Origin of the sequence: Bacillus sp. FSL K6-3200, from assembly GCF_038630485.1 — a bacterium.
Taxonomy (GTDB): domain Bacteria; phylum Bacillota; class Bacilli; order Bacillales; family Bacillaceae; genus Bacillus; species Bacillus safensis.
In genome coordinates this window covers 2,021,158-2,034,282 of the sequence record NZ_CP152032.1, presented here as the reverse complement: position 1 = coordinate 2,034,282, position 13,125 = coordinate 2,021,158, and the positions used below count along the sequence as shown (strand labels likewise).

Below are 13,125 nucleotides of genomic sequence, written 5' to 3'. Positions count from 1 at the left end.
TGACTAACCACGCAATTGTCAACATCCTTTTTCAGACACTCTCTTTTAACGAATCCAAACAGCTACTTCATCCATCGGACGGCGCGTTTTGCCGCGCTTCGGCTCAGTCACACGATAACCAAAGGCTGCCATGACTGAAATGTCATACTGGCCATCCTCAAGCAGCCCTTCTTCATCTAGAATGCGATGAATCTCATCGTAGCTGAATCCCTCGACTGGGCATGAATCAATGCCAATTTGTGCAGCGGCTGTCATCATGTTTCCAAGGGCAATATACGTTTGTTTTGAAGCCCAATCAAAGAGCGTACGTTCATTTTCCAACAAATGAAGATCATTCTCTTGGAATTCTTTGTAGCGTCCCTTCACCATCTCGAACGTTTCGTCTGTCATTCCTTTGATTTGCTTGTTAATGTATTCTGCATATGCTGAATCATAACGGGCGTCTGTTCTTGCCAAGATGATCACAAAATGACTGGCAGTTGGAAGCTGCTTTTGTGCTCCCCATGTATACTCTTTTAATTTTTCTCTAAATGCTTCATTTTGAACAACGAGGAATTTCCAAGGCTCAAATCCTACAGAGCTTGGAGAAAGTCTTCCTGTTTCTAAAATGAACGCAAAATCATCCTCTGATATTTTTTTCGCTGGGTCAAACTCTTTTGTCGCATGGCGGAACTCATACGCCTCAATGATTTCTTTTTTTAATTGATCTTTGTCTCGCATTGTATTCATCCTTTCTATTGACCAATTAGGGCGTTTGTTTCATCAATCCAATTTCTTTCCATTCCCATATAGAAATTGTTATGATAAGAAAACAAACAGCCCGAATGTGTGATGTGATATCTATATGGTATAAGAAAAGCTTCGAGTGATTCAAGTACGCACATTTTTGTTCGTTAGTTACCATCTTGTTCGTGTATCACCAAATTTGTCTTAGAAAGGAGTGTTAAGATGAGTGCACCATCCAATCCAGTCAGTATTGTCAATCATGGCTGTCCCGTTTCAGTGACGACAAGTGTCATCGGAGGGAAATGGAAAGGGGTGATCCTTTATCATTTAACTTGCGGTCCAAAACGCTACAATGAATTGCGCAGGCTGCTGCCAAGAATTTCTCAGCGTGTCCTCACACTGCAATTGCGTGAGCTTGAACAAGACGGCGTTGTTCATAGAGAAGTCTATGAAGAGGTCCCCCCTCGTGTCGAATATTCACTCACTTCTCTTGGAAATACATTAAAGCCTATCATCTTCGCCATGCGTGAATGGGGCGAATCCTATGGGAAAGAAGCGCGTCCAAAAGAAAAAAGCTGCCATCTCTAGCAGCTTTTTTTACGATGAAATTGCCGTTGGTTCTTGCTGTGAATCATCCTTCACAAACAGGATGCCCAGCTGATGATGCTCCCCTTCGTAAGAAGCACGTTTCTCAAATCTTGTCTGACCATTTAAGCCAATGATCTCGAGCTTTGTTAGAGCACGATTGGTTTGAAGAGCTTCATAAAATTCCGAAACGGTTTTGACTTCAATTCCATTCACCTTTGTGATGACTTCTCCAATCTCAAGCTTTAAATCAGCCGCTGGTGTATTTGGAATAATTCCCAGCACCATCAGCCCTTGATTACGCTTAGAGAAGTAGAACGGGGCAGCATTGTCATTGACCCTCTGCTTCCATGAGAGAAAGGCTCTTCCTATCACCGCAATCAATACAGCTCCCCAAGCAATCGGTTCAAACCAAATACTTGCAGCGCCTAATAAAGCGACAGCGAGACCTAGCATAAGAATACGCCGTGCCGTAATTTGAATACTGACAATTGGCAGTGAGCCTTGAATTCTCTGACCGAATCCGATGATATATGGAATCAAAATAAATGAAAAGCTTTGATCATGCACTTGAAGCACCGGCCACCATGGCAGAGAAGAAGTGAATTCACCTGCCGGCATCAGCAAAACAAGCGGTAAAAGCCACAGACGGTTTGCCCGCTGCTGACCAATTAAAAGTCCTCTCGCACTCATCACCATAGCAGGCGATGTACGTAAATGCGCCGTTCGATAGGCTAGAATTCCCTCGGTCATTAATAGAAGTCCTAGCAGAATGACAACGGCTGATGCATTCATCATTGAGAGCTGCGGCAGCCAAGAATGACTCACTTGGAAATGAATCAGTCCAAGTGCCGCAATAAAACTGAAACCGAGTGTGTATGCAGACGAAAGCGCACTCGCCTTAAAGAATAAAGAGAAAACGATGGTCATCGCTGCAATCAGCACGATGAATCCAGGGGGGAGGGCAATCCCTAAGCCTACTGAAATGACTGATAGGCAAATCCCTAGAATCCATCCCTTTGAATATGTAAATTTTAGTTCATCGTATACATCTTCTATTCTTGTTTGAAACGCTTTTCTCTCCCGCTTTACGCGGATATAGCCATGCAATAGGCTGATTAATATCATGAAATAAAAAAGAGGATGGATTAAAAACAGACCGACCGCTTTTAATCCGGCTCCCATCCACTCCGAGCTCATTATCGTTCACCGCCCAAGTCAAGCATTTTCTCTTATTCTATCAAATAAATCGATGCTTGACATCAGGTTTATTTCTCCTGATTCATCCAAAGTGTGACATTCGACAGTGAAAAATCTTTTAAGTAGTGATTGACATCTACATCTAGTATGCCGCCGAGCAGCTGCATCGACCTCTTGATGTCGGTTAAGTTTATACCAAGTCTCTTATGATTATCCATTAAATAATTGAAGTATATCTCAGCACAGTCTTCATCGATTTCGTCGACTGATTCTACCGTTGTGTAATTGACCAAGTACCTGCTTAACAGCATGAGCAGACTTAATGCCTTTGTAGCGGAAAACGTCACATCTTTCGTACGACTCTTAAGTTCCTCTACCAACTCGTAATATTTTTTCTCTCTCACAATACTTGCCCTTTTCAATTGTGTACCCCCATTTACTAGTTCTTTTAAGAAAAGCGCAAACCTCGGTACAGCTTAATGCTCAAGCTGAATATCCGCAAAAAATAAAATATTTAAAATGAGTGCTACTTTTTATTGTAAGAATTATTTATGTAACATACAACTTTCAAAAGTTTCATTTTCATGACATGTTTAAATCAACAGAAAGTCTCTTATATACATATGTTATCGGGTAAAATTGAAGGAATGTTATGTTTTTTGTAAAATAAATGAATATATTTCTCGATATAATTTATTTTTAAACATAAATTATTACATGTTCATGACACTTATGAACCAAAAAAAAGAGGCTATTATTCGCCTCTTTATTTTTTAAGATATAGTGCTTTTAGTGCAGTCTGCAATTGAAGGTCATTTTTTTCGTAAGATTTCACTTCATCCACCATTTTGTTCATCATTTTCGCTGTTTTCAAATCAATAACACCTGATTTATTGAGATTGTATGTGCTTTGGAAGGCAAGTACAGCCTTTTTCGTTTCTTCATCAAAATATCCATCTAATCTGCCAGGGTCAAATGACAATCCCTTTAACAGCGTCTGCGCTTGTCTCACTTCTTCATTGTTCATATCAAGCTGAAGCGGTTCTTTGAGCTGAAGCGGACCTGCGGTAAAGTAATCCGGCTGATGAATCGCAATTGTCGGTACGACGCCTTTTTTGTGAATCCAATTGCCTTTTGGCGTAAGCCATTTATACAGCGTTAATTTAATATTACTTCCATCTCCCATCGGAACCGCCTGCTGCACAGTACCTTTTCCAAAGGAGACATCACCGACGACTTCATACTTTCCTGCTTCTTTCATGGCTCCAGCAAGTATTTCAGAAGCGGAAGCACTGCCTTTATCAATTAAGACGTTTACTGGATAAGGCTTTTGTTCTTTCAGTTTTGAAAAATATCGTTTCCGGTCGCCATTCCGTTCTGCGATTTGAATATAGGGCTGATCCTTCGTAATAAAATGCTTCAAAATATCTTCCACACTTTGCAGATAGCCGCCAGGGTTTCCTCTCACATCCAGTACAAGGCCTTTTATGCCCTTTTTCTCGAGCTGTTTCAGACTTGATGTGAAATCCTTCGCCGTATCTTCAGAGAAGCTGGAGATCGCAATATAGCCTGTTTTATGACCATTTACCTCTTTTACAGAGGAAGTCACAGTTTCAAGCGGGATTTCTTCTCGTTTGATATGGAACGTTAACTCTTTTTCAATCCCGTTTCGTTTGATTGTTAAGGCGACAGACGTTCCTTTTTTTCCTCTTATTTTCAACACAGCATCGTTTAAGCTTTTTTCTTTCATCGGCTCACCATCAATGCTGATGACTTCATCTTTCGGCTTTAGACCTGCTTTTGCCGCAGGGGATTTTTTAAAGGCGGAGACGATAATGATCTTTCCTTCATCCATCCCCACTTCTGCCCCAATTCCCTCAAAGGAAGAATCAAGCGAATCAGAAAATTGCTTAGCGGTTTGCTTGTCCATGTATACTGAATACGGATCATTTAACGTCGAAAGCATTCCTTGTATTGCGCCTTCTAGCAGCTTTTGCCGATCCACTTCCTCTACATATTCATTCGAAATAAGGTCATAGGCTTTCTCGATTTTTTCCATCCCATTCTCTTTCGCCTTATCACTTGATTGAGCTTGTCCAGCCATTGCAGCGGCTGCTTGCGGTGACTCCGCATGAGTTCCCTCTTTATGCGTCATCACACCTGCACTTATTAAGAGAACGACACTTGCCATAATAGATGCGATTTGTTTTTTCATATTTGGCCTCCTTCTTCAACTCTTCCTGATGACCTGAGTTATTATATGCCAGAAGAAGGGATTTCATGTAAAGACATTCTCCCGTGAAGGCTTGACGAATCATTTTATTAGGTGTAATTTTTATTTTGTTATGATTGAGAAGGAGTCTTCGCTATGTATATTATCTTGACGATGCTTTTATTAGGAATTTTATTAGGTTTTGTAGGAGCAGGCGGGGCAGGATTTGTCATCGCATTGCTTACGTTAATTTTTGATATCCCTATCCATACAGCACTCGGGACGTCATTAGCCGCCATGGCATTTACGACACTATCAGGTGCATACAGCCACTACCGGGAAGGGAACATTCAGCTGAAATCTGGTTTAATTGTCGGAGCTCTGGCTTGTATTGCTTCTTTTGCTGGGGCTAAGGTTGCTCCTTTTATTCCAGAAGAGAGTCTGCACTATTTAACAGCCGGAATGCTCTTTTTATCCGCTGTTTTTATGATGATCAAACTATTTGTTCTTAATGAGGAGGCTGAACAGCAGCCGCTTTCTTCACGTCAGCTGATGACAAGAGGCATTATTTTAGGCCTTGTGTCAGGGATGCTGTCAGGCATGTTTGGTATCGGGTCTGCACCATTTATTCAAGTAGGGCTTTTGATTTTACTGAAGCTGTCGATTCGGCAAGCTGTTGGCACGACAATGCTTGTCATTATTCCGATTTCCATCGGCGGTGGAATTGGGTATATTTCAGAGGGCTATGTTGATTTTATCTTGCTGATCCAAATTTTAATTGGAACCGTATTAGGCGCATTTATCGGCGCGAAATTCACACGCCTTGCACCAAAGCTCTTATTGAAATCAGCTGTTCTGTTAACACCTATTATTGCCGGATTACTGCTGTTATTTTAATTCTATCTAGACTAAAAAAGCCGATAACATCATGTTATCGGCTTTTTGATTAGCGGATATATTGCGCTGGATTGACTGCATTTGATTTTGCACCATTCCATAATCCTTTATGAATTTCAAAGTGAAGATGCTGACCATGCGATTGGCCGGTATTTCCCATATATCCAAGGAATTCTCCTTGTTCGACTCTCTGTCCTGTTGACACACTTCTTGTAGACAGATGGGCATATACGGTTTGATAGGTCTGTCCATTGATATTGTGCGTAATGAACACAACATTTCCGTAGCTCGATGAGTAGCTTGAGTTCGTGACTGTTCCAGATGCTGCTGCATAAACAGGAACTGTGCCCTTTGCTGCAATATCTAATCCGAAGTGGTTTCCACCAGAACGTCCGCCAAAGCCAGATGAGAATCGGCCAGCAGCTGGTTTAATAAAACCTGAGCTGCTTGCTGGTGTATCAGATACTTGATCTGAGCCGCCGCTGTGAGGTGCAGGTACATTTTTTTCAGCTGCTTGTTTTGCTTTCTTCGCTTCTTCCTTTTGTCGGTGTGCTTCCTCATACTTTACAGCCGCTTTTTGATTCGCTAGGATTTCTTGTTCATTCTCAAGCTTGCCTAGTTCATCATGTGCATGATTTTTTTTATCAGTCACATCACCTAGAATGTTTTCTTTTTCTTTTTGCTTCTTAGATAAATCTTTTTTCAGTGCTTCTAGCTCTTTCAGAGATGTTTCAAGTCCACTTAGCTGATTATTTAGCTCTGCTTCTTTTTGCTCCACCAGCTTTAAATCATTTTCATGTTCTGTAATCATGTCTTTGTCTGCTTCGACAATGGTTGTGACAGCCCCAACACGACCGACAAAATCACTAAAGCTGCGAGCACCTAGCAGCACATCTAAATAGTTGATCGTACCGCCGCTTTTTTGCATGGAACGAATTCGGTCTTTGAAAATGGCTTTTCTCTTTTCAATTCGCTCATTGATGACTTGAATGTCTTTTTTTAGCTTCTTGATCTCTTGCTTCGTTTGTTTAACTTCTTTTTCTTTTTCAGCGACTTTTTCAGTTGCAGTACTTACCTTTTGATCAATTTGTTCAATTTCTTTCTTGAGCTTTGATTCTTTCTTTTCAAGCTTTGCCAGCTCTGACTTCTTCTTCTTCATGCTTGATTCAGTCTTCGATGTTTTCTCTTCGATTTGTTGACGTTTTTGATCTAGGTCTTCGTATGCGAATGCACGATTCTCGTTCCCTGGAATGTATAGCCACGTTGTTCCAATAAACGCTGCCATTCCAGCCATCATCAGCTTTCTTTTCAAAACGATATTCCCCTCCCATGACAACTGTCGACATGAAGAGCCGACCGGATGAATCGGATCAACCGGTCACTTCTTCTATAGAATTCTCGAATGCTGCCATCAAAATATATTTATACTTTTAAGAATTTACGGATAGACGTTAAGCTTCCCCATACACCAATGATTGCACCAATCAATAGTAGAACCAATGATACTTGATAGACAAACGGGTTATATGGAAGCAGTGAAATAAATGAGCCTTGTACTCTCGGTGCGACCCAGCCGACTGCATATTGATATGTGCCAAGCAATAGGGCAATTGGTATAATGGAACCAAATACACCAAGCAATAATCCTTCAATGAAGAATGGCCAGCGGATAAACCAGTTCGTTGCACCTACCAGCTTCATAATCTCAATTTCTTTACGTCTAGCAAAAATCGTAATTTTGATCGTATTGGAGATTAAGAACATGGCTGTAAATAACAGCCCAATAATGAGCACAATACCAACATTACGCGCTACTCCGACTACATTAAAGAGTCGGCTGACCTCTTCTTTCCCATAGGTTACTTTATATGTACCCTTTAGTTTTTCTAATTTCTTCGCTACTTTTGGTGTATCGTGAGGATCTGTTGTTTTCACAATAAACGCATCGTTTAATGGATTTTCTTGATCAACAAGTCCCATGGATTGTCCATTTTCTCCGAAGCTTTTAATCAGTGCTTTCAGTTCGTCATCCTTAGATGAGTACTTCACATTACTGATTTCAGGAATCTTTTCAATTTCTGCTTTTAATTCATCCTGCTGCTTTTGATTCGCCGTTAATTCGATTAATACTTTTACTTCTACTTCTTTTTCAGCGTTTGATGCCATGTTATTCAAGTTGAGCATAATCACAAGGAAAACCCCAACTAAAATCAATGTGACAGTCACCGCACTAATTGATGCAAAAGTCATCCACGTGTTTCTTCCTAGTGAACGGAAGCTCTCACGTAAATGCCGCGAGAGAGTTTTAATCATAAATTCCGTACTCCCCTCTTGCTTCGTCACGCACAATCATTCCATCTTCGATTGCGATGACGCGTTTCTTCATGGTGTTTACAATTTCTTTGTTGTGTGTCGCCATAACCACTGTTGTTCCGCGGTTATTAATCTCTTCGAGCGTCTTCATGATTTCCCAAGAAGTGTCTGGATCAAGGTTTCCTGTCGGCTCATCTGCAATGACGACCTCAGGACTATTGACGATCGATCGAGCGATAGATACACGCTGCTGTTCACCGCCAGACAGCTGGTCAGGGAATTGGCGCGCTCTGTGCTTGAGCTGGACCAGATCGAGAACATCAAGCACTTTTTTCTTAATGATATGAGGCTGCTCACCAATCACTTCAAGAGCAAATGCTACGTTCTCAAACACAGTAAGAGTTGGAAGCAGCTTGAAATCTTGGAATACTACGCCAATTTCTCTTCTTACGTAAGGAATTTCTTTTTCCTTCATTGAGCCTAAATCTTTGTTATTAATTAAGATTTGCCCTTTGGTTGGCTTCTCTTCACGATACATCATTTTGATGAAAGTGGATTTACCAGCACCACTGGGACCAACAACATACACAAACTCTCCTGGATGGATAGAGACATTGATTCCATTGATCGCCTTTACACCATTAGGATAGATCTTGTAGACTTCCTTCATTTGAATCATGTAATCACCTAATCTTTTCTTATTCGCTGACTAACAGCTTATCATGATGTTTTGACACTTCTCGTCAAAAAACTTATGTATGGTCACGCACATACCCTTCGATACTTACTAACAATTTATGTCCTTTTCATCCAAAAAGATGAAAAAATTGAATCGTCTAAATTTCAACAACTCCAATTATACGTCATGAATCGACGCAATGGTATTACATTTATATTTCAAAACTTATAAATAAAAGGTAAATAGAACAATCAAAACCGAAAAACATGCCTTTATACCCTTATTTTTTAAATAAAATTAAATATAATACGTTTTCATACTATTTAAAAGTCTTTTTCTACATATAAAAAAATAAAACCTTGTCGATTAGACAAAGGTTTTATTTTTTCTCTGCAAGCCATTTCGCTACTTCTTTTGCTTGTTTTTCATCTACCATTCCGCTTGGCATAGAGCCTTTACCGTTTTGCGCAATATCTGCGATTTGGCTTTCATTATATTTCTTCCCTACTTCTTTCAGGCTTGGTCCGCCTCCGCCAGATAGGTCTTTCCCATGACAGCCAATACAGTTTTGCTGATAGATCTCCTCACCACTGCTCACAGATGATGCACTTTTGCTGCCTTCTTTGTCACTGCTGTTTGAATTTCCTCCACAAGCCGCGAGAACAAGAAGCATCGCTGCAAATAGCATCGTTAATCCGCCTTTTTTCATCTATTTCCCTCCCTTACAATCATTTGGTCAACGCTATTATATCCTTGTTTACGCCCTTTTAAAACCCTCACCAAGCACCTCTTTTGCATCCATCACGATGACAAATGCTGATGCATCGATTGCTTTCACCACTTGTTTCAACTTTGTGAATTGTGACTGCCCAACGACACACATCAAAATCGGGCGGTCATGATCAGTATATCCTCCGACTGCTGAAATCTTCGTCACACCGCGGTCAATTTGATCAAAAACCGCCTGTCTGACCTCATCTTCATGCCCTGTAATGATCATCGCCATTTTCGAATGACTGAAGCCAGCCTGAACGACATCAATCGTTTTACTAGAAATAAACACACCAATGACCGCGTACAGCCCCTCTTCGATTCCAAAGACCGTCATCGCAGCCAGAACAATCAAGCCATCCATCATCGCTAAACAGGTTCCTAGTGTAAGTCCTGTGTACTTATTGATGATTTTGGCAGCGAGTGCCGTTCCACCCGTTGATCCATTTCCAAGGAACACGAGCCCTATTCCGATTCCAATGACCACACCGCCAAAAATAGCCGCTAGCAGCGCTTCATGTGTGACAGGTGCAATGTGTCTTGTGACAAACACCATGAAAGGTAAAAAAATCGAGCCGACGAGTGTTTTCACTCCAAATGTACCGCCTAATAAATAAAAGCCAGCGATAAACAGCGGAATATTAAGCCCCCATTGCACATACGCCGCTTCAAAACCGAATGACTGCATGATGGTACTAATTCCGCTCACACCACCTGCCGCAATCTGATTCGGCAATAATAACGTATTAAATCCAATCGCCACGATGGCTGATCCGATTAAAATCAACAAATAATTTTTCACTTCGATCCAAAATTGTGAATGTCCCTGCTTCATGTCTTTCTTCCTCCGTTACTTCTGAATGCACACCTATTTTAAGCCCTCTCAAAACGATTGTAAATAACAGCCAAATGCAGTGCTAATGGATTAATACTTTATCACACAGACGGATCAGCGTACTTGCCGGTTGGCATAGGAGTAAATGATGGTATATTTAATATGTACATGAGAAAGAAGGGGCATGCGATGAAGAAAATACTGAAGATAACAAGTATGACATTACTTGCACTGATCATCTTAGCTTTTGGTGCTTTCTATACATGGAGCCGCTTTACATATGGACCATCAGAAGCATTAAAAAAACAAGTGAACATTGAGCAAGTGGAACATAAAAATAATGTTTATACATTTGAAGCACCAAAAAGTGATACTGGCATCATTCTCTATCCTGGGGCAAAGGTGGAACCACTTGCGTATGCCTATATCGGGGATACGCTGATGAAAAAAGGCTACTCTGTCTTTATCCCTGACATGCCATTTTCCTTTGCGATCTTCAAACCAAACAAAGCGCAGGATATCATCAAAGATCACCAATCGATCAAACACTGGTATATTGGCGGACATTCACTTGGCGGGGCAGCTGCCTCTATGTTTGCAGAAAAAAATCAGAGCAAGCTCGACGGACTCTTTTTCCTAGCGTCTTATCCAGCATCAGATGACCTGAAACAATCTTCAATGAAAGTCCTTTCTATTTCAGGTGAAAAGGATGGGCTGGCAACACAAGTGAAAATCAAAAAGTCGAAAACAAATCTGCCGTCTCAAACCGTTTATCATGAAATAAAAGGCGGGAATCATGCGCAGTTTGGCATGTACGGCAAACAAAAAGGTGATCACCCTGCGGACATTCCAGCCCTATCACAGCAAAATGATCTCATTCAGACAATGCTTGATTGGTTGAAGCCAGCAAAAAAGCTCCCGTAATGGGAGCTTCAGTGTGTAGACAAACCCTCGCATCCGTTGTCAGGTCTGCGTTCTGGTGCTCATCCTTCCTAGATTTCAAAGGTTTTCTATCACACTGAAAAAAGAAGACAAAGGGCTAAAATAAAGATCATTTTAGCCCTTTGTCAACAATCTGAAAGCTCCTATTATAGGAGCTTTTCATTTTTATTTTTTTGTCGCTTCTAAAAATTCCTCAGCATCTGCTACAGCCAAACGAATGGCTTCTTCCCAAAATGCTTTTTGGGTAAGATCCACGCCTAGATGCTTATTAGCTAAATCCTCCACTGTCATTGAAGCAGTATCCTTTAATAATGCAATGTATTTCTCTTCAAACGATGTACCAGCCTGCAATGCTTTTGCATAAATTCCTAACGAGAACATGTATCCAAAGGTGTATGGGAAATTATAAAACGGAACATTCGTGATATGGAAATGCAGCTTAGACGCCCAGAAATGCGGATGGTATTCATCTAATGAGTCACCGAACGCTTCCTTCTGCGCTTCGACCATCAGTTCATTCAACCGGTCAGCCGGCACTTCTCCTTGTTTACGCTCTTCATAAAATCGCTGTTCAAATAAGAAACGAGATTGAATGTTCATGAAGAATGCTACACTGCGCTGCAGCTTATCCTCTAACAAGCTGAGACGCTCCTCTTCATTTGCCGCTTCTTTTAATGAGGCATCAGCCACAATCATTTCTGCGAATGTCGACGCTGTTTCAGCTACATTCATTGCGTATTTGCGATTCAGAATGCGAACATCCTGCATCACTTCCTGATGGAACGAATGACCAAGCTCATGCGCTAGTGTCGCCACATTGGATGGACTTCCTGAGAAAGTCATAAAAATGCGTGACTCTCCGCTGTCAGGGAAATTTGTACAAAAGCCGCCTACCCGTTTGTTTGGACGGTCCTCAGCTTCTACCCAGCGTTCGTTAAAGGCTTTTTCTGTAAAAGCAGCAAGCTCTTCTCCAAATCCAGCGAAATGTTTCACAATAAAAGCAGCTGCTTCTTCATAAGGGTAGATTTTGGTCTCACTGCCGATAGGAGCCCCAACATCGAACCAACTCAGTTTATCCACTCCAAGCATATCGGCTTTTCGGTGTAAATAATCAATGAATGGCTGCTTATGTTCATCAATCACAGACCACATCGCATCAAGTGTTTCTTGTTTCATCCGACAAATATCAAGCGGTTCTTTTAAAATGTGATCCCAGCCTCTTGCTTCATACACTTGCAAACGAAAACCAGCAAGGTGATTGAGCGTACTAGCAAATAAATGTTCATCCTGCGTCCATGCATGCTCTAGGTTGTGGTAAACAGCCTTTCTGACTTCACGATCTGAATCATCCATGGCATTTTCCGCTTGGCCAACAGAGATCATCTGCGTTTCACCATTCTGTTCAAACGGAATGGTAATTTTATTCACTAAGCTGGAATAAAGATCATCCCACGCATGGTACCCATCAACAGCTAGCTTTTGAATCAGCGTTTCTTGTTCAACAGGTAATTGATCCTTCACACGATCTCTTCGCTCATTTAATATGTAGCGGACATCTGAAAAGGCTGCAGAATTGATCAGTTCTTCCCACTTGTTTGCAGGGATAGCAGCAAGCGCTTGGTCAAACAGTGCAAGGATGGTTCCTAAATCAGCTTCCAGCTTGGCAATCGCACCTCGAAGGCTGCCTGCCTTCGTATCCTTCGTATTTTGAGCTTGAAGACAGGATACAAATGAACCTGCTTGAGACAATTTTTTATATGTAGTTTCATACGTGTCAAGGACAGACGTTAATTCACTTTCAATGTGTGTATCTTCTTTTGAAAAGGCATCTACCTTTTGTCGTAATTCATCTAATAGCTGCTGAATGTTTTGCAGGTATGTCTTAAATTCTGGTGAAGAGCTGCCTCCTTTAAAAAAGGCATCTAAATCCCACGTTTCTTGCAATGGTGTTAATCCCAAAATATT

Annotated in this window: 13 protein-coding genes; 3 read left to right on the top strand and 10 right to left on the bottom strand. The window is 41.2% G+C overall.

From position 1 onward, the window contains the following. Positions 1–45: 45 nt before the first annotated feature. Entirely contained in the window at positions 46–720 is a 675-nt protein-coding gene (locus MHI60_RS10240) for an NAD(P)H-dependent oxidoreductase (RefSeq protein ID WP_111292243.1), read from the bottom strand. 228 nt (positions 721–948) lie between these two features. Here MHI60_RS10240 and MHI60_RS10235 point away from each other — a divergent pair, with 228 nt between their 5' ends. Further along, positions 949–1,314: a winged helix-turn-helix transcriptional regulator gene (locus MHI60_RS10235; protein WP_024423595.1), complete on the top strand. Its 366-nt coding sequence runs from the start codon at positions 949–951 to the stop codon at positions 1,312–1,314. Between the two features lie 9 nt (positions 1,315–1,323). Here MHI60_RS10235 and MHI60_RS10230 read toward each other — a convergent pair whose 3' ends face one another. The 3 genes from MHI60_RS10230 to MHI60_RS10220 all read right to left on the bottom strand — a co-directional run bounded on the left by MHI60_RS10230 (position 1,324) and on the right by MHI60_RS10220 (position 4,726). Next, positions 1,324–2,511: a PDZ domain-containing protein gene (locus MHI60_RS10230; protein ID WP_186318679.1), complete on the bottom strand. Its 1,188-nt coding sequence runs from the start codon at positions 2,509–2,511 to the stop codon at positions 1,324–1,326. Between the two features lie 68 nt (positions 2,512–2,579). Continuing rightward, positions 2,580–2,933, bottom strand: a complete 354-nt coding sequence (locus tag MHI60_RS10225; RefSeq protein ID WP_007500014.1) for a swarming motility protein SwrAA — start codon at positions 2,931–2,933, stop codon at positions 2,580–2,582. A gap of 344 nt (positions 2,934–3,277) precedes the next feature. After that, a complete protein-coding gene (locus MHI60_RS10220; protein ID WP_144483657.1) occupies positions 3,278–4,726 on the bottom strand; it encodes a S41 family peptidase in 1,449 nt (482 codons plus the stop codon). 153 nt (positions 4,727–4,879) lie between these two features. Here MHI60_RS10220 and MHI60_RS10215 point away from each other — a divergent pair, with 153 nt between their 5' ends. Continuing rightward, positions 4,880–5,620: a sulfite exporter TauE/SafE family protein gene (locus MHI60_RS10215; RefSeq protein ID WP_024423598.1), complete on the top strand. Its 741-nt coding sequence runs from the start codon at positions 4,880–4,882 to the stop codon at positions 5,618–5,620. 49 nt (positions 5,621–5,669) lie between these two features. Here MHI60_RS10215 and MHI60_RS10210 read toward each other — a convergent pair whose 3' ends face one another. The 5 genes from MHI60_RS10210 to MHI60_RS10190 all read right to left on the bottom strand — a co-directional run bounded on the left by MHI60_RS10210 (position 5,670) and on the right by MHI60_RS10190 (position 10,218). Further along, a complete protein-coding gene (locus MHI60_RS10210; protein WP_144483660.1) occupies positions 5,670–6,932 on the bottom strand; it encodes a M23 family metallopeptidase in 1,263 nt (420 codons plus the stop codon). Positions 6,933–7,042: 110 nt separating this feature from the next. Continuing rightward, positions 7,043–7,933, bottom strand: a complete 891-nt coding sequence (ftsX, locus tag MHI60_RS10205) for a permease-like cell division protein FtsX (protein WP_048237545.1) — start codon at positions 7,931–7,933, stop codon at positions 7,043–7,045. Further along, on the bottom strand, positions 7,926–8,612 hold the full coding sequence (gene ftsE, locus MHI60_RS10200) for a cell division ATP-binding protein FtsE (protein WP_024423601.1): 687 nt from the start codon (positions 8,610–8,612) through the stop codon (positions 7,926–7,928). The genes ftsX and ftsE overlap by 8 nt, the downstream gene beginning before the upstream one ends. Positions 8,613–8,991: 379 nt before the next feature. Beyond that, positions 8,992–9,321 carry a cytochrome c551 gene (gene cccB / locus MHI60_RS10195; RefSeq protein ID WP_048237547.1) on the bottom strand — a complete coding sequence of 110 codons (330 nt, stop codon included), beginning with the start codon at positions 9,319–9,321 and terminating at the stop codon, positions 8,992–8,994. A gap of 48 nt (positions 9,322–9,369) precedes the next feature. After that, positions 9,370–10,218 (bottom strand): YitT family protein, encoded by an 849-nt coding sequence (locus MHI60_RS10190; protein WP_095409663.1) that lies wholly within the window; start codon positions 10,216–10,218, stop codon positions 9,370–9,372. Between the two features lie 189 nt (positions 10,219–10,407). Between MHI60_RS10190 and MHI60_RS10185 the strand changes: the two genes are divergently transcribed. After that, positions 10,408–11,142 (top strand): alpha/beta family hydrolase, encoded by a 735-nt coding sequence (locus MHI60_RS10185; RefSeq protein WP_095409664.1) that lies wholly within the window; start codon positions 10,408–10,410, stop codon positions 11,140–11,142. Positions 11,143–11,325: 183 nt separating this feature from the next. On the opposite strand, the gene MHI60_RS10180 is transcribed toward MHI60_RS10185, so the two are convergent. After that, on the bottom strand, positions 11,326–13,119 hold the full coding sequence (locus MHI60_RS10180; RefSeq protein ID WP_144483662.1) for a M3 family oligoendopeptidase: 1,794 nt from the start codon (positions 13,117–13,119) through the stop codon (positions 11,326–11,328). Between the last annotated feature and the right edge of the window lie 6 nt (positions 13,120–13,125).